Source organism: Granulicella sp. dw_53, from assembly GCF_018449545.1.
GTDB lineage: Bacteria > Acidobacteriota > Terriglobia > Terriglobales > Acidobacteriaceae > Edaphobacter.
This window is the reverse complement of sequence record NZ_JAAVUR010000002.1, coordinates 14610-30585: the sequence shown is the minus strand read 5'-3', so window position 1 is coordinate 30585 and position 15976 is coordinate 14610. Positions and strand designations below refer to the sequence as shown.

The window sequence follows — 15976 nt, the reverse complement described above, 5'->3', positions numbered from 1 at the left end:
CGAAGTCAAAATCTTAGTAATGGATAGCCAGCCCGATGCGCTCAACGACAAACACTCCATACCTCGGCTTCTAATTCGTCGCTGCATCCGGCCGGAAGAAAGCCAGCCGAGCGTTGCCTCCAAAATCCTGTCAAGCCCCATCATGCGAAAAACTCAAAGCTCCGCCCACCCTAACCCACATCGAAAAAAACACTTAGCCCCGCAAAAATAAACCCCGGGAAAGTGGCACTTTAGTTTTACCCAATCCACTAAAATTAAAACAGACATCAAGCAAAGGGCCCGGCGCCGATACCCGGGCCTTTATCGTTTAACCAACGCGAACCAACGCGAAGGAGGTACTAACTCCTTCGCAGACACATATTTGGAAGTAACCCCTTTACTATCAGGAATCTAGCCCGCCAAACGGCCCGCAAGCAACTGATTCTAATCGCGTTACACACAGTCAAGGGGGAGGGGGAGTCATGCAGTCAACCACATACATACCGCGTACCACGCTACCGGGAGATCACCGCAGCGCACCCCTGCCCCCGGCCACCCCAGCCCCACCCACGGCTGCACTCTGCATCGAGCCTTGGAACAGCTCCGGCTCCGCCACCACCGCGCCGTCGCCCACCTTCCACCGCCCATGCTTCAGATACGCGATCGCGCACCCCGCCACTACCTCCGGCTGGATCATCAGCAGCGTCACAAGATATCGCTTCGTCTTCAGTCCAGCCTCCGCCGTCCCTCGCACCGGTCTGCTCCGCCGCAGCGTCCCCGGAATCTGCGGCACCTCCACCACCCGCAATCCCGCCTCTGGATGCGCCTCACCATACGCCGCCACGCTGCGCGCCACCTGCTTGGGAGTCATCAACCCAAAGTCCGCCCACTTATCCACCTCCACCGTCCCCGGAAAGTACAGGTTCACCATATCCGCCGCGAAGTTCGCGCAGTTCCGCTTCCGTACCGCATACGCATGCACATTGGGCCGCGCGTTCATCGTCGCCACGAACCGCTCATCCTGCTCCCGGCTCGTCTCCAGGCCATATCCCCACACTCTACGGTTGAACGCCACCCCCGCGGACTCCCACCACTCGTCCGTCTGCTTATCCTTCTCCGTCCCATCCGGAACCATCTCGCTCAAATACTGTCGCCGATACCGCTGCCGCCTCTCCCACGCAAGGTCCTGCGTCACGAACGTCGGAATATCCTCCGCCCGCTCCGACGCATATAGAAACTCCATCACCGGCGAAGCGATCCAATCGATCTTCCCCACCCGGTGGTATCGCGCAATCACCACGCCCTGCGGCTCACCCGGCTCGCACAGCCTCAGCTTCAGCGGACCGTCGGCACACACCCGGTCTAGATACACCGCCGTATGTCCCACCGGCATCATCGTCCCAAACGGACCGAACGGCTCCCCCACCAGAACCATCACGCCCGCAAAGGCCCTCTGCGTCGGCATTGCAACCATCACCGCCAACACAACTGCTACCGTCCAGCAGAAAAATCTCTCCAAAGACCCATCAAGGGAACACCTGGACCCATCCATCGAAAAGTTTGGATGCAAAACTTCGCCATTCCGTTTTTCCTCCGTCGTCTCCAATCGAAACGCCACGCCAGGCATCCAACCCCCCAGGAGACACCTGCATTTATGAAAACTTCAGCCCGCCTCTGGTGGCAGGACGGGGCCATCTACCAGATTTACCCGCGCTCCTTCCAAGACTCGAACGGAGACGGAATCGGCGATCTGCCCGGCATCCTTAGCCGCATCGACTACCTCGCCACACTCGGCGTAGAAGCCGTCTGGATCTCCCCCTTCTACCCCTCGCCGATGGCCGACTTCGGCTACGACGTAGCCGACTACTGCAACGTCGATCCGATATTCGGCACCCTCCCCGACTTCATCCGCCTCATCGACGCGCTCCACACACGCGGCCTCCGCGTCATCCTCGACTTCGTCCCCAACCACTCCTCCGACCAACACCCCTGGTTTCTCGAGAGCAAGATCTCCCGCGACAACCCGAAACAAGATTGGTATCTCTGGCGCGACCCCGCTCCAGGCGCAGGAGTTCCCGAGTCACGTCCGCCCAACAACTGGCAGTCCCACTTCGGCGGTCCCGCCTGGACCTACAACCCCGAGCGCGGCCAGTTCTACTACCACTCCTTCCTCCGCCAGCAGCCAGACCTCAACTGGCGCAACCCTGAGGTCCGCAAAGCCATCTACGCCGCGATGCGCTTCTGGCTCGACCGCGGAGTCGACGGCTTCCGCATGGACGTCCTCTGGCTCCTCATCAAGGACGATCAGTTCCGCGACAATCCGCTCAACCCCGACTGGTCCGGCGGCGGATCCTCCTTCGGCCGCGTGCTGCCTCTCTACACCGCGGACCGCCCCGAGACCCACGAGGTCGTCGCCGAGATGCGCGCCGTCATGGCCTCCTATCCCAATCGCGACGCCGTCCTCATCGGCGAGATCTATCTGCCCCTCCGCGACCTGGTCGCCTACTACGGCTTCGACCCCAACACCGCTGATCTGCGCGGCGCGGACATGCCCTTCAACTTCCACCTCATCCAAACCCCGTGGAACGCCGATCGCATCGCCCAGCTCATCCGCGAGTACGAGGGCCAACTCCCCACCGGAGCCTGGCCCAACTGGGTCCTCGGCAACCACGACCAGACCCGCATCGCCACGCGCCTCGGCGAGTACCAGGCACGCGTCGCCGCCATGCTCCTCCTCACCCTGCGCGGCACTCCCACCCTCTACTACGGCGACGAGCTCGGCATGACCGACGGCTCCATCCATCCCGATCAGGTCCGCGATCCCGCCGAGCTCAACCAACCCGGCATCGGCATGGGACGCGACCCCGAACGTACTCCCATGCTCTGGGACAACTCCCCCGTTGCCGGATTCACCTCAGGACAACCCTGGCTTCCCGTCAACGAAGGCGCAGCCACGCGCAACGTCGCCGCCCAATCCAGTCCGGACGCACCGCGCTCCATCCTGAACCTCTACCGCAAGCTGTTAGCCCTGCGTCGCCAACACCCTGCACTGCACGCAGGCGCCATCAGCTACGTCCAGTCCAACTCCGGAGTCCTCTCCTACCGCAGAATCCTCGGAGACCAGCAGTTTCAAATCTTCCTCAACCTGACCGACGATATAAAGCGCGTCACCAGCGAGCCCGGCCACATCCTCCTCACTACCATCCTCGACGGGGAAGGCGCAGACGTAGGCGGCATCACCATCCTCGAAGCCGGAGAAGGCCTCCTCATCGCCCTCAAAAACCCACACATCCCAGACCCACCCAACAAACCGTAAGAACCATAGAAGCAGCACAACCGCGGGTGCCCCACCCTTTTGCAGTCTCATCGCAAATAGGGTGGGGTATCGTGCGAAGCACGACCGTCTTCCTCTCTTTAGCCGTCCGCCATCATCTCGACTCACCGCCGCAGCGGAAGGGAAAACGAGAACACAGACCCTTGCCCCGGCTGGCTCGTCACCTCCATCTCCCCGCCATGCGCCTCCACAATCGCCTTGGCGATCGCCAGCCCCATCCCCGTCCCCTGCACCCGGTACCGCTGCCCTTGCCCTCGATAAAATTTATCGAAGATCATCATCCGTTCCAGATCGTCCACTCCAACGCCTCGATCCGCGACGCTCGTAATCAAACGTCCTCGCGCAACCTCAGCGCTCACGAAGATCGGACCTTCTTCCGCTGAATACTTCGCGGCATTCTCCAGCAGATGTTGCAACACCTTCGCGATCCGCTCCAGATCCATCTCCACCATCGGCAGCGAGTCAGCCAACCGAACATCCACCAGATGTCCGCGAAGCTGAACCGTCAAAGCCTCCATCGCAACCTCTACAGCCTCTCGGATCGAGTGTGGTCGCATCTCCAGCTTGATCGCATGAGCATCCAACTCAGCCATCTCCATCGCCTGTCCGATCAGACGATCCAGCCTTCCTGCCTCTTCCTCGATCACCGTCATCAGCTCCGCGCTCTGCTCACTGTTCAGCAGCGGATTGGACTGAAGACTCGTAATCGCCGCAGTGATCGAGGTCAGCGGAGTCCGCAGCTCGTGCGCAACCGAGTCCAGCAACGCGTTCCTCAACCGCTCGCTCTCCCGCGAAGCTTCCACCTTCGCCAGCGACTCCATCGCTCCTGCACGCTCGATAGCGATCGCCGCTAGTCCGCACACAGCATCCAAAGCCTCAGGCGAAGTCGCCTCACCTGTAATGCCAAGCGCTCCAATCGGCTTCATCCCCAGTAGAATCGGCACCAGCGTTACGCCTCGCGCCTCGTCGCGCCGATGATCCCGCGTAAACGCCGCATCCCGCAGCTCCGCCGATGTAACGTCCATGGAGCTCGGACTAGACCGGTAAACTCTGTCCTTCTCCCGCAGGTACAACGCAACGCCACTCAGGTTGAAGTTAGCCGCTATCATCTGCGGCAACTGGTTCAGCAGATCGATCACGTTTCCCGTCACCAGCATCTTCTGGCTGAACTCATACAGCCGTTCCGCCTCCTTCTGCCGCCGACGCGCGATCTTCGCCTGCGTCCGCGCTCTCTCCGCCAATCGGCTGGCGACGATGCCTGTTACCAGGAACGCCAGCAGAGCCACCCAATTCCGCCCATCACCGACCGTAAAAGTCATCACAGGAGGAAGGAAGAAGAAGTTGAACGCAGCAGCGGAGAGAATCGAGAGATAGATCGACTGGCGAAGGCCCCAGTTCGCCGCCACCACCAGGATCGCGATCAGCAGCGACAGCGCCACAGTCGTCTCGTTGACATGCAGCCACCGGAAGTACACGGCTACAATGGCAGCGACTATAGCGGTCGAAACACTGTAACGCACTACACTTCGTATAGGAGATCGTCGCACTCCCATATAGTAGACCGAGCGACTCCAAAGATGGCCATCCGAAATCCATCCAACCCCGCTGCGAAGAGCCCTGAAGAGTGGCTGGACAAGGTCGCGCCCGAAAAGACCCAAGGGACCTTCAAGATCTTCCTCGGCTACGCGCCTGGCGTCGGCAAGACCTTCAACATGCTCTCGGAGGCCATCCGACGTCGACAGCGCGGCGAAGACATCCTCATCGGAGTCGTCGAGACTCACGGTCGCCCTCGCACCGCCGAACTCGCCGAACAGCTCGAAGAGATCCCCCGCAAACGGATCGACTACAAAGGCGTTCCGTTCGAAGAAATGGACGTCGATGCCATCATCGCGCGCCATCCTGAGATCGTCCTGATCGATGAGCTCGCCCACACCAACATCGAAGGCAGCAAGCACCGCAAACGCTACGAAGATGTCCTCGATATCCTCGCCGCGAACATCGATGTCGTCGCCACCATGAACGTGCAGCACATCGAAAGCGTCGCGCCTACCGTACAGAGCGTCACCGGCATACAGATCCGCGAGGTCGTCCCAGACTGGCTCCTCCAGCGCGCCGACGAGATCGTCATGTCCGACCTCACCCCGGAGGCTTTGCAGACACGCATGCGCCGTGGCGACATCTACGGCGTCGACCGTGCCGAAAAGGCCCTCTCCAACTTCTTCCGCCGCGGCAATCTCATCGCCCTTCGCGAACTCGCTCTCCAGCACGTCACCAAGGCCGTCGACCGCACCCTCACCGCCTACATGGACGCCAAGCGCATCGAAGACAAATGGGCCGTCCGTGAGCGCGTCGTCGTCTGCATCAGCTCCGACAGCGCCGCGCAGACACTCATCGCTCGCGGGGCGCGTATCGCCGAGGGCGTCGGAGGAGAGCTCTTCGTGTTGCACATCCAGACCAGCGGCGAGCAAGACCAGGATCCCGACGAGAAGAGCACCCTCGCCCAGAACCTCGACTTCGCCCGCAATCTCAACGCGCAGGTCTTCGTCATCCCCGGCAAGAGCATCGCCCATACCGCCGCCGACTTCGTCCGCGAGAAGCACATTACCCACATCATCTTCGGGCGCACGGCGATCAGCGGATGGCGGAAGTACCTTTACTACTGGGCCATTCAGCACTTCCTCAAAGAGGCCCCCAACGTCGACGTCCACATCGTCACCCAAAACCCGGAGCGTCAGTGAAATCCCCCGACCGCGATTCCCCACCCAAAATCCTCATCGTCGATGACGAGCCCCAGATCACGCGTGTCCTTCGCACCGCCCTCTCCACACAGGGCTACATCCTTCACCTTGCGGCCAACGGAGTCGAAGCCTTCGACGCTCTGGAGGCGTTTCAGCCCGATCTCGTCATCACGGATCTCGCCATGCCGCAGATGGACGGAGTCGAACTCACCCGCGAGATTCGCGCTATCTCCCAAGTCCCCATCATCGTCCTCTCCGTCCGCAACCAGGACCGCCAGAAGATCGAAGCGCTCGACGCCGGCGCCGACGACTTCGTCACCAAACCCTTCAGCATCCAGGAGCTTCAGGCACGCGTCCGCGCCCACCTCCGCCGCTATACCGCGGCGGCTCCCGATGCCAAAGACACACAGGTCTTAGATCTCGGAGACTTCCACATCGACGTTCCTCAGCATCGCGTCATCGTACGCGGTCAGGACATCCATCTCACCCCGAAGCAGTTCGACCTGCTGCTCGTCCTTGCGCAACACCCCGGCCAGGTGCTCACCCACCGCGCCCTGCTTCACGCCGTCTGGGGCAGCAACGCGGATCAGCCCGAGTACCTTCGCGTCAACATCGGCCAGCTTCGCAAGAAGATCGAGACCAGCGAAGAGCCACGCTACATTCTCACCGAACCCTGGATCGGGTACCGCTTTCGTCCCACCGGCACTGACGTTTTGTAGTCTTTTACTACTTCTTTACGACTTCCCTACGCACTCTTTATGCTGCGTCTGTTGGAATCGTATTCGTGACTGAAGATTTCACCTTCGACGTCCCGGATCGCGGCAAGCTCGCCGGCAGCAACTACAAGACCTCCAATCAGACTCCCTCCCCAAAGTCAGAGAGTCTGCCGTTGCACGCCTGTACGCCATCCCTCCTGTTCGATGCTTCGATCGCGTATCGCGCTTCAGTCTCAAGACCGCTCCCGCGAGCGGCCTCCAACAGAACTTCTTCAACTCAGAAAGGTCGCCTTCATGTGGGACATCGGATGCATCGCAGCAACGGCAATCTTCTTCATTCTCGCTACCGCATACACCGCAGGCTGCGATCGCCTCGGAAACAAAGAGGCCCGCTCATGATCGAAACCATCCTCCTCTCGCTCGTTACTCTCTCGCTCCTCGGATACCTCGTCTTCGCTCTGCTTCGTCCGGAAAAGTTCTAGCTCCACTTACTAAAGGGAAATTCGACCCATGACCGCCAACGGCTGGTTTCAAATCGCAATCTTCTTCGCTCTCGTGCTCGCCTGCGCGACGCCACTCGGCATCTACATGGCCCGCGTCTTCGAGCGCCAGCACACCTTCGCCGACCGCTTCTTCCGTCCCATCGAGCGTCTCCTCTACCGCATCTGCGGTATCGACGAGACCCACGAGATGCGTTGGACCGAATACTCCATCGTCATGCTGATCTTCAGCCTCGTCACCTTGCTGGCCACCTACGCCATCGAGCGCCTCCAGCACCTCCTGCCCCTGAATCCGCAGCACCTCGCCAACGTCGCGCCGGACCTCGCCCTCAACACTGCTGTCTCCTTCACCACCAACACCAACTGGCAGTCCTACGTACCCGAAGCGACCATGAGCTATCTCACCCAGATGCTCACCCTCGCGTATCACAACTTCTTCTCCGCGGCGGTCGGCATGGCCCTCGCAGTCGCGCTCATCCGGGGTATCTCCCGCAAAGAGTCGAAGACCCTCGGCAACTTCTGGGTCGACACTACGCGCGCCTCTCTCTGGGTGCTGCTTCCCACCTGCCTGATCTACGCGCTGCTTCTGGTCTCGCAGGGAGTCGTCCAAAACTTTCGGCCCTACGATCAGGCCACGCTCGTCCAGCCGCAGACTGTAACCGCCACCGGCACAGATGGTAAAACCACGACGACGACCGTCACTACCCAGTCCATCGCACAAGGCCCGGTCGCCTCGCAGGAGGCCATCAAGATGCTCGGCACCAACGGCGGCGGCTTCTTCAACGCCAACAGCGCCCATCCCTTCGAGAACCCCACTCCACTCTCGAACCTGATGGAGATGTTCTCCATCTTCCTCATCCCCGCGGCCTTCACCGTCACCCTCGGACGCATGACTCGCTCTCCCGCACACGGCTGGGCTGTCTTCGCTGCCATGTCCGTGCTCTTCTTCGCCGGTGTCTTTGTCGCCTACTACGCGGAAGCCCAGCCCAATCCGCTCCTCCACACCAGCAGCATGCAAGCTATGCACATCGATCAGCACGTCAGCGCATCCCAGTCTGGCGGCAACATGGAAGGCAAAGAGGTTCGCTTCGGCATCGCCAACTCCGCTCTCTTCGCCACCGTCACCACCGACGCCAGTTGCGGAGCGGTCAACTCCATGCACGACTCCTTCATGCCCCTCGGCGGCCTCGTCCCGCTCGTCAACATCATGCTCGGAGAGGTCATCTTCGGCGGCGTTGGCGCGGGTCTCTACGGCATGCTGATCTTCGTCGTCCTGGCTGTCTTCATCGCCGGTCTTATGGTCGGTCGCACTCCCGAGTACCTCGGCAAGAAGATCGAAGCCTTCGACGTCAAGATGGCGATGCTCTACGTGCTTATCTTTCCGCTCTCCATCCTCGGCTTCTCCGCCGTCTCGCTTATGATGCCGAACCTTGGTCTCGCATCGCTTGCGAACGCCGGACCTCATGGCCTCTCCGAGATCCTCTATGCCTACACCTCCGCGACGGGCAACAACGGCTCTGCCTTCGCAGGCCTCAGCGCGAATACCCACTGGTATAACCTGTCGCTCGCCGCGGCGATGCTCATCGGACGCTTCTTCATGATCGTCCCGATGCTTGCCATCGCCGGCAGCCTCGCAGAGAAGAAACTCGTCCCGCCATCGCCTGGAACCTTCCCCGTGCACACACCGCTCTTTACCGTGCTGCTCGTCGGAGTCATCCTCATCGTCGGCGCGCTCACCTTCTTCCCAGCACTCTCGCTCGGCCCGATCCTCGAGCACCTTCTCATGCAAGCCGGAAAGACCTTCTAACTCCGTCTCTCCCAGTTCTGTTTTAGGCAAGTCAGGAAAAAATCACCATGGCAAACCGCAGCTCCAAAGCAAAGAACCTCTTCGACGCCAAGATCGTTCGCCGCGCCCTCGTCGAGGCATTCGCTAAACTCTCTCCCCGCACCATGATGAAGAATCCCGTCATGTTCGTCGTCGAGATCGGCAGCGTCATCACCTCCATCTATCTCGTCCGCGATATCATCGCGCACCGCACCTCTCTCGGCTTCGACCTCCAGATCACTCTGTGGCTCTGGTTCACCGTCCTCTTCGCCAACTTCGCCGAAGCCATGGCCGAAGGCCGCGGCAAGGCACAGGCCGACGCCCTTCGCCGCGCCAAGTCCGAGACCACCGCCGTCCGCTTCCGTCCCGACGGCTCTACCGAAGAGGTCCCCAGCGCCAACCTCCGCTCCGGCGACCTCTGCTTTTGCATCGCAGGCTCCATGATCCCCGGAGACGGCGAGGTAATCGAAGGCGTCGCTTCGGTCGATGAGTCGGCCATCACCGGCGAGTCTGCCCCCGTCATCCGCGAGGCTGGCGGCGACCGCTCCGCTGTCACCGGCGGCACCCGCGTGCTCTCCGACCAGATCAAGGTCCGCATCACCTCCAATCCCGGCGAGACCTTTCTCGACCGCATGATCGCGCTCGTCGAAGGCGCGGAGCGTCAGAAGACTCCCAACGAGATCGCCCTCAATATCCTTCTCGCCGGCCTCACCATCGTCTTCCTGCTCGCGGTCGTCACCTTGCAGCCCATTGCGATCTACTCGACGGCACCGCAGTCCGTCTTCGTCCTCATCTCATTGCTCGTGTGCCTCATCCCTACGACGATCGGCGGTCTGTTGTCCGCTATCGGCATCGCAGGCATGGACCGCCTCGTCCAGCACAACGTCCTCGCCATGTCCGGCCGCGCCGTCGAAGCCGCGGGCGACGTCAACACGTTGCTGCTCGACAAGACTGGCACCATCACCCTTGGCAATCGTCAGGCCTCCGAGTTCATTCCCGCCCCCGGCGTCAGCAAGGACCAGCTCGCCGACGCCGCGCAGCTCTCCTCTCTTCCCGATGAGACGCCCGAGGGCCGCAGCATCGTCGTACTCGCCAAAGAGATGTATGGTCTGCGCGGACGCGAGATCTCCGATCTCCAGGCCGAGTTCGTTCCCTTCTCCGCCGTCACCCGCATGTCCGGCGTCAACATCACCGGCAGTGGCAACACCGTCGCACGCATCATCCGCAAAGGTTCCACCGACGCCATCGCCAAGTTCCTCAATGAGAACGGCGGCACACTTCCCGACGAGGTGCGCGCATCCGTCGAACTCGTGGCCCGCTCCGGCGGCACCCCGCTCGTCGTCGCTGAAAACCGCACCGCACTCGGCGTCATCCATCTCAAGGACATCGTCAAGGGCGGCATGAAGGAGCGCTTCGCTCAACTCCGCTCCATGGGGATCAAGACCATCATGATCACCGGCGATAACCCCCTCACCGCCGCCGCTATCGCACGCGAAGCAGGCGTCGATGACTTCCTCGCCGAAGCCAAGCCCAAGGACAAGATGGACCTCATCAAGCGCGAGCAGGGCGACGGCAAACTCGTCGCCATGACCGGAGACGGCACCAACGACGCACCCGCGCTCGCCCAGGCAGACGTAGGCGTCGCCATGAACTCCGGCACGCAAGCCGCAAAGGAAGCGGGCAACATGGTGGACCTCGACTCGAATCCCACCAAGCTCATCGAGATCGTGGAGATCGGCAAGCAGCTCCTCATGACTCGCGGCGCTCTCACCACCTTCTCCATCGCCAACGACGTCGCGAAATACTTTGCCATCATCCCCGCAATGTTCGCCGGAGTCTTCCCCGTCCTCACCGCGCTCAACATCATGCACCTGAAGACGCCGCAGTCCGCAGTCCTCTCCGCCGTGATCTTCAACGCGATCATCATCATCGGCCTCATCCCACTCGCTCTCCGAGGAGTAAGTTACAAAGCCATGTCCGCCGAGTCCCTGCTTCGCCGCAACCTGCTCATCTACGGACTAGGCGGCCTCGTCGCCCCGTTCCTCGGCATCAAGCTCATCGACATGATCATCACCGCCGTCCATCTTGCATAAGGAAATCTTGTAATGATCGGATCTATTTAGAAGTGTCATCCTGAGCGAAGCAGATCACAGTCTTATCGTGATCTGCGTAGTCGAAGGACCTGCGGTTTTCTCCAGGGCAAGACCCTCACCACATTGAACAGCAACAAAGGAACAAACCATGAAGCGCAACATCCTCACCGCCGTCCTCTACACCGTAGCCACTACGATCCTCTTCGGCCTCGTCTATCCGCTGGTCGTCACCGGCATAGCCCAACTCCTCTTCAAGGACAAAGCCAACGGACAGCTCATCTACACCCAGGCCACCAGCGGAGCAGCTCCTCAACTCATAGGCTCCCACCTCATCGGCCAGCCCTTCACCGCGCCCGCTTACTTCCACTCTCGTCCCTCCGCGGCCGGCAACGGCTACGACGCCGCCAACTCCAGCGGCTCCAACTATGCCCCCACCAACAAGAAGCTCATCGACCGCATCACTTCGGACGTAGCCTCCAACCGGCACGACGACCCCGACACCGCCGTCCCCATCGATCTCGTCACCGCCTCCGGATCTGGCCTCGACCCCGATATCACCCCCGCCGCCGCCGACTTCCAGGTCACCCGCATCGCCCGCCAGCGCCACCTCTCCGAAGACGCCGTCAACCGCCTCGTCGCCGCTCACACTCAACCACGTCAACTGGGCTTCCTCGGCGAACCCCGCGTCAACGTCCTCGAGCTCAACCTCGATCTGGACCGCACCGCTCCCATAAAACCCTAAAGACGATAGGCCTCTGAAAACGATCAGCAGAATCAACCCGTTCTTATCAACAGTTATCCCAAGGATCACCGTTACGCCTTCTGCATATTCCCAAAGGGAAACTCTTCCAATCCGTATATCAGCTCTGCTAGCATCACCAACCATGACCACCTTAGGCTCCACCCGTCGCGACCTCCTCAAGCTCAGCCCCTTCGCCCTCGCCGCGGCAGCCACTGCGGCTCCCTCTGCCTTCGCCGCGGGTAAACCCGCAACCTCTCCGCTCTTCTTCGACGTCCGCACCTACGGAGCCACCGGCGACGGCAAGACCGTCGACTCCCCCGCCATCAACAAGGCTATCGACGCCGTAGCAGCCGCTGGCGGCGGCACCTTGGTCTTCCCTGCCGGGACCTACCTCTGCTTCTCCCTCCACCTCAAGAGCTACGTCCACCTCTACCTCTCACAGGGCAGCACCATCCTCGCCGCCGACTCGCCGCTCCCCAACCAGACCACCGGCTACATGGGCGGCACCTACGACGCAGCCGAGCCCAAGACCTCCTACGACGCCTTCCAGGACTACGGCCACAACCACTGGCACAACTCCCTGCTCTGGGGCGAGGACATCCACGACTTCAGCATCACCGGTCCCGGCCTCATCTATGGCAAAGGCCTCAGCTTCGGAGCCGCACGCGCCGCCCGTGGCAACTACCCCATCTACCGCGCCGAGCAGCCCGGCGTCGGCAACAAAGCCATCGCACTCAAGAACTGCCGCAACGTCATCTTCCGCGACTTCTCCATCCTCAAGGGCGGCCACTTCGGCCTGCTCCTCACCGGCGTCGACAACCTCACCATCGATAACCTCAAGATCGACACCGACCGCGACGGCATGGACATCGATTGCTGCAAGAACGTCCGCGTCTCCAACTGCACCGTCAACTCACCCTGGGACGACGCCATCTGTCCCAAGTCCAGCTTCGCCCTCGGCTACAACCGCCCCACCGAGAACGTCACCATCACCAACTGCCACGTCACCGGCTACTACGAGCTAGGCACCGTCCTCGACGGCACCTTCAAGAAGTTCACCGACGACGCCAAAGTCCCCCGCACCGGCCGTATCAAGTGTGGCACCGAGTCCAACGGCGGCTTCAAGAACATCACCATCTCCAACTGCGTCTTCGAAGGCTGCCAGGGACTCGCACTGGAGTCCGAAGACGGAGCCCTCTGCGAAGACATCACCATCTCCAACATCACGCAGCGCGACGTCATCGAGGCGCCTCTCTTCTTCCGCCTCGGCGTTCGCCTGCGCGGCCCCAAGGGCACCGGCAATCAAAGTACGGTCGTCGGCACACTGCAGCGCGTCATGGTCGACAACTTCGTCAGCTACAACACCAACTCCCGCGTCTGCTCCATCCTCTCCGGCATCCCCGGCTACGACATCAAGGACATCAAGCTCTCCAACGTCTACATCCAGCACCAGGGCGGAGCCTACGCAGACCTCGTCAAAGTCGTCCCGCCAGAGAACATCGAGAAGTATCCCGACCCCGGCATGTTCGGCCCCATGCCTGCGGCAGGCTTCTTCTTTCGCCACGTCCGCAACCTCGAACTAAGCCACGTAGAGGTCGCCCCCATTAACCCCGACCCGCGCCCTTCCTTCTTCCTGCAAGACGTCACTCGCGCCGACTTCATCGCCGTCACCGCCCCCACCAACCCGGCCGCCTTCACCCTCAACAAGGTCGCCGATCTACGCATCGCCCTCAGCCGCGCCGCCAAAGACACGCAGCTCGCCACCGCCGACAACCAATCGCTCTAGGTGTCTCCATCGACGCCTAGAGCCGAGAGTCGAACTCTGCCCCTCACTGTATCTGCAGAGAAAAAGCAGTATAGGGAGTGGCAGAGTTCCCCGAGCCGGTGTCATAGTTCGGAAGCGACACGTTCTCTGCCGTCATGTCGTATTGAGTGGTAAAAGAGCGCCCTGGCAATACAGAGACGCAGGAAGCAGTCCCGACCAGGTGCAGCCCTGCCAACCCTGCGGTGACGCCGCCGGTCCCTAGACCAGTAATCCGGCTCTCCTGCAGAATCAGATATCCGCTAAACGTCTCCACGCCGAGAATCGCGCAATTGGGGTCGTTGATCTTTCCAGAGACTGGAAACGAGGTTCCCGCCGGATACTTGCCAGCATGAATCCCCACCCGGTTGATGAGCAGCCCAGAGAGGATCTCGGTGGAAGTGCAGTCCACCCGGTTCGAAATGGCGGCATCTCCCTTGCAGGACAATCGGTCATCGTTACTCTGCCAGTAGACGAGCCCATTCAGGAAGCTGCCCGGCCCGGTCTTTGTTTCGGCGATACCGTCATCCAAAGCTATGGTGTAGTCGGTCGTTGCGGAGTTCTCAATATTCCGCAGGTTGTAGATCGGCACATCGAAGACCGTCTGCGAATTGCCCGGATTCGGAACCTGGTCCGTGACAGTGTTCAGGTCCGTAGCGGCCGTGGCTGTATCGGACGCACCGATCGTCCTGATAACCGGCGACCTTCCCTCAATTGTCTTCGTGACAGTGCCGGAGATCGTACTGGCCGACGCGTGGAACCGGATCGGAGGCACGGGCACCGGCGGCGGAGTAGCGGCCGACGCGAACTCGTAGTTCCCCGAGATCGGTTCACTCACCCCATAGATCGCCATGCTGTTGCCTCGCAGAACGACCTCGGTCGTGTCGTGGAGGTTCTCCGTAATAATCAGAGATCCACCACGATCCGTCGTGTCGAAGAAGAGCCCCTCTGTCGTCGCGGTCACCGACATCGAATGGATCGTCACAATGGAATAGCCCAACGGATAGATCACAGTGCCCGGCAAACCGGTAGTGGAGGCGATCAAATGAAGGTCAACGATATCTTCCGAAGCGAGCTTCCCCAGCTTTCCATCGGTCGTGATCGTTCCAACCAGGAGAACACCGTTATTCTGGTAGTCGACGTGATACACAATGGGGCTCGCATAGGCGGCCATCGAAGAGATTGCGATTGCTACGGCGAATAAAACTCTGAATCCGATTCTCATTGCTTCTACCTTTCAAGGAGCAAAAGACGGTTGCCACAAGTGAAGCCCTCACTATGCGGATATACACGAACCACAAGCTCAACCAACGTAGCCGCAAACCTTCGAACACGAAATGGGAAAAGATTCTCAACCTCGCATGAGAAACACCCCCACAACCAAAGCGGGAGCCCGTAGCGTCGACGTTCACCTTCGCAAACTTTCGTAGCACTATCCCTAAGGCAATACACTTGGCAAGTCGTTAGAGAGACTCAAAAGGTTCGCGATGAGATTGACTACGCTCTATAAGCTGCTGCTCGGCCCTGTGCTCCTGGCGCAGGGTCGAAGACTTCGACGCACCGCTCTGCGACTTAAGGAAGCCGAAGGTGAGAGAAGCGGCATCGTTACGATTGAGGGTTCTCAATCACCCCTGAAGCTGCTCTTCGTAGGTGATTCCACGATGGCAGGCGTCGGCGCAAGGCATCAATCTGCGGCCCTCGCACCCCAAGTGGCGGCAAATCTAGCCGAACGCCTCGGCCGATCTATCCATTGGCAGATGGTGGCTAAATCAGGTGTGAATACCAAACAAGCATTGGAGTTGGTGAGAGCCCATCAGATCCCAACCGCTGATGTACTAATTACAGCTCTTGGAACCAACGACGTTACATCTCAGACCGCACCTCTGAAGTTCATCGCAGACTACAAAAACTTAGTCGATGCGGTCGCGAAGCAGACCGGAGCAAGGTTTGGCGCTATCAGCGGCCTCCCTCCATTGCACATCGCGTCAGCAGCTCCGCAACCGCTGCGATGGTACTTGGGGAGATACGCACATCTCCTCGACGAGCATCTCCGGCGATGGACTGCTCTCCAACAAAACTTGACCTACGTCTCGCTTCAATGGGCCTCGAACCCAAAGGACATGGCGGAAGACGGATTCCACCCCGGCGAAAATCTATACAAAGCCTGGGCGAATCTCCTCGCGGAAAACATCGCAACCTTACTGTCGAAACGGGCCTCGACCGACGCAACAAACTCTTTGGGATGACA

12 protein-coding genes are annotated in these 15976 nt (G+C 60.5%); 9 read left to right on the top strand and 3 right to left on the bottom strand.

Annotated elements, in window-relative coordinates; all coding sequences use genetic code 11:
* Nucleotides 1–505: 505 nt before the first annotated feature.
* The gene (locus HB393_RS03085) at nucleotides 506–1444 is read right to left on the bottom strand and encodes a DUF4105 domain-containing protein (protein WP_213803700.1); all 939 of its coding nucleotides are present in this window, start codon (nucleotides 1442–1444) and stop codon (nucleotides 506–508) included.
* A 189-nt stretch (nucleotides 1445–1633) separates the two neighbouring features.
* Between HB393_RS03085 and HB393_RS03080 the strand changes: the two genes are divergently transcribed.
* Nucleotides 1634–3295 (top strand): alpha-amylase family glycosyl hydrolase, encoded by a 1662-nt coding sequence (locus HB393_RS03080; RefSeq protein WP_213803699.1) that lies wholly within the window; start codon nucleotides 1634–1636, stop codon nucleotides 3293–3295.
* A 122-nt stretch (nucleotides 3296–3417) separates the two neighbouring features.
* On the opposite strand, the gene HB393_RS03075 is transcribed toward HB393_RS03080, so the two are convergent.
* Nucleotides 3418–4833: an ATP-binding protein gene (locus HB393_RS03075; protein ID WP_213803698.1), complete on the bottom strand. Its 1416-nt coding sequence runs from the start codon at nucleotides 4831–4833 to the stop codon at nucleotides 3418–3420.
* A 57-nt stretch (nucleotides 4834–4890) separates the two neighbouring features.
* Between HB393_RS03075 and HB393_RS03070 the strand changes: the two genes are divergently transcribed.
* The 7 genes from HB393_RS03070 to HB393_RS03040 all read left to right on the top strand — a co-directional run bounded on the left by HB393_RS03070 (nucleotide 4891) and on the right by HB393_RS03040 (nucleotide 13713).
* Complete coding sequence (locus HB393_RS03070; RefSeq protein WP_213803697.1) at nucleotides 4891–6051, top strand: histidine kinase; 1161 nt, start codon at nucleotides 4891–4893, stop codon at nucleotides 6049–6051.
* Entirely contained in the window at nucleotides 6048–6770 is a 723-nt protein-coding gene (locus HB393_RS03065) for a response regulator transcription factor (RefSeq protein WP_345945003.1), read from the top strand. The genes HB393_RS03070 and HB393_RS03065 overlap by 4 nt, the downstream gene beginning before the upstream one ends.
* Nucleotides 6771–6835: 65 nt before the next feature.
* The gene (gene kdpF / locus HB393_RS25605) at nucleotides 6836–7249 is read left to right on the top strand and encodes a K(+)-transporting ATPase subunit F (RefSeq protein ID WP_213803695.1); all 414 of its coding nucleotides are present in this window, start codon (nucleotides 6836–6838) and stop codon (nucleotides 7247–7249) included.
* 28 nt (nucleotides 7250–7277) lie between these two features.
* Nucleotides 7278–9074: a potassium-transporting ATPase subunit KdpA gene (kdpA, locus tag HB393_RS03055; protein ID WP_213803694.1), complete on the top strand. Its 1797-nt coding sequence runs from the start codon at nucleotides 7278–7280 to the stop codon at nucleotides 9072–9074.
* A 47-nt stretch (nucleotides 9075–9121) separates the two neighbouring features.
* Nucleotides 9122–11185, top strand: a complete 2064-nt coding sequence (kdpB, locus tag HB393_RS03050) for a potassium-transporting ATPase subunit KdpB (protein ID WP_213803693.1) — start codon at nucleotides 9122–9124, stop codon at nucleotides 11183–11185.
* A gap of 148 nt (nucleotides 11186–11333) precedes the next feature.
* Nucleotides 11334–11927 (top strand): potassium-transporting ATPase subunit KdpC, encoded by a 594-nt coding sequence (kdpC, locus tag HB393_RS03045; protein WP_213803692.1) that lies wholly within the window; start codon nucleotides 11334–11336, stop codon nucleotides 11925–11927.
* Between the two features lie 142 nt (nucleotides 11928–12069).
* Nucleotides 12070–13713 carry a glycoside hydrolase family 28 protein gene (locus HB393_RS03040; protein WP_213803691.1) on the top strand — a complete coding sequence of 548 codons (1644 nt, stop codon included), beginning with the start codon at nucleotides 12070–12072 and terminating at the stop codon, nucleotides 13711–13713.
* A 43-nt stretch (nucleotides 13714–13756) separates the two neighbouring features.
* On the opposite strand, the gene HB393_RS03035 is transcribed toward HB393_RS03040, so the two are convergent.
* Nucleotides 13757–14953, bottom strand: coding sequence for a hypothetical protein (locus tag HB393_RS03035; protein ID WP_213803690.1), 1197 nt, complete (start codon nucleotides 14951–14953; stop codon nucleotides 13757–13759).
* 262 nt (nucleotides 14954–15215) lie between these two features.
* On the opposite strand from HB393_RS03035, the gene HB393_RS03030 reads away from it, so the two are divergent.
* Nucleotides 15216–15974, top strand: a complete 759-nt coding sequence (locus HB393_RS03030) for an SGNH/GDSL hydrolase family protein (protein WP_213803689.1) — start codon at nucleotides 15216–15218, stop codon at nucleotides 15972–15974.
* Nucleotides 15975–15976 lie beyond the last annotated feature (2 nt).

Excerpts from the sequence above, each read along its gene's own strand:
- HB393_RS03085 (WP_213803700.1), bottom strand. The coding sequence starts at position 1,444 with ATGCCGACGCAGAGGGCCTTTGCGGGCGTGATGGTTCTGGTGGGGGAG.
- HB393_RS03080 (WP_213803699.1), top strand. The coding sequence starts at position 1,634 with ATGAAAACTTCAGCCCGCCTCTGGTGGCAGGACGGGGCCATCTACCAG.
- HB393_RS03070 (WP_213803697.1), top strand. The coding sequence starts at position 4,891 with ATGGCCATCCGAAATCCATCCAACCCCGCTGCGAAGAGCCCTGAAGAG.
- kdpA (WP_213803694.1), top strand. The coding sequence starts at position 7,278 with ATGACCGCCAACGGCTGGTTTCAAATCGCAATCTTCTTCGCTCTCGTG.
- kdpB (WP_213803693.1), top strand. The coding sequence starts at position 9,122 with ATGGCAAACCGCAGCTCCAAAGCAAAGAACCTCTTCGACGCCAAGATC.
- kdpC (WP_213803692.1), top strand. The coding sequence starts at position 11,334 with ATGAAGCGCAACATCCTCACCGCCGTCCTCTACACCGTAGCCACTACG.
- HB393_RS03040 (WP_213803691.1), top strand. The coding sequence starts at position 12,070 with ATGACCACCTTAGGCTCCACCCGTCGCGACCTCCTCAAGCTCAGCCCC.
- HB393_RS03035 (WP_213803690.1), bottom strand. The coding sequence starts at position 14,953 with ATGAGAATCGGATTCAGAGTTTTATTCGCCGTAGCAATCGCAATCTCT.
- HB393_RS03030 (WP_213803689.1), top strand. The coding sequence starts at position 15,216 with ATGAGATTGACTACGCTCTATAAGCTGCTGCTCGGCCCTGTGCTCCTG.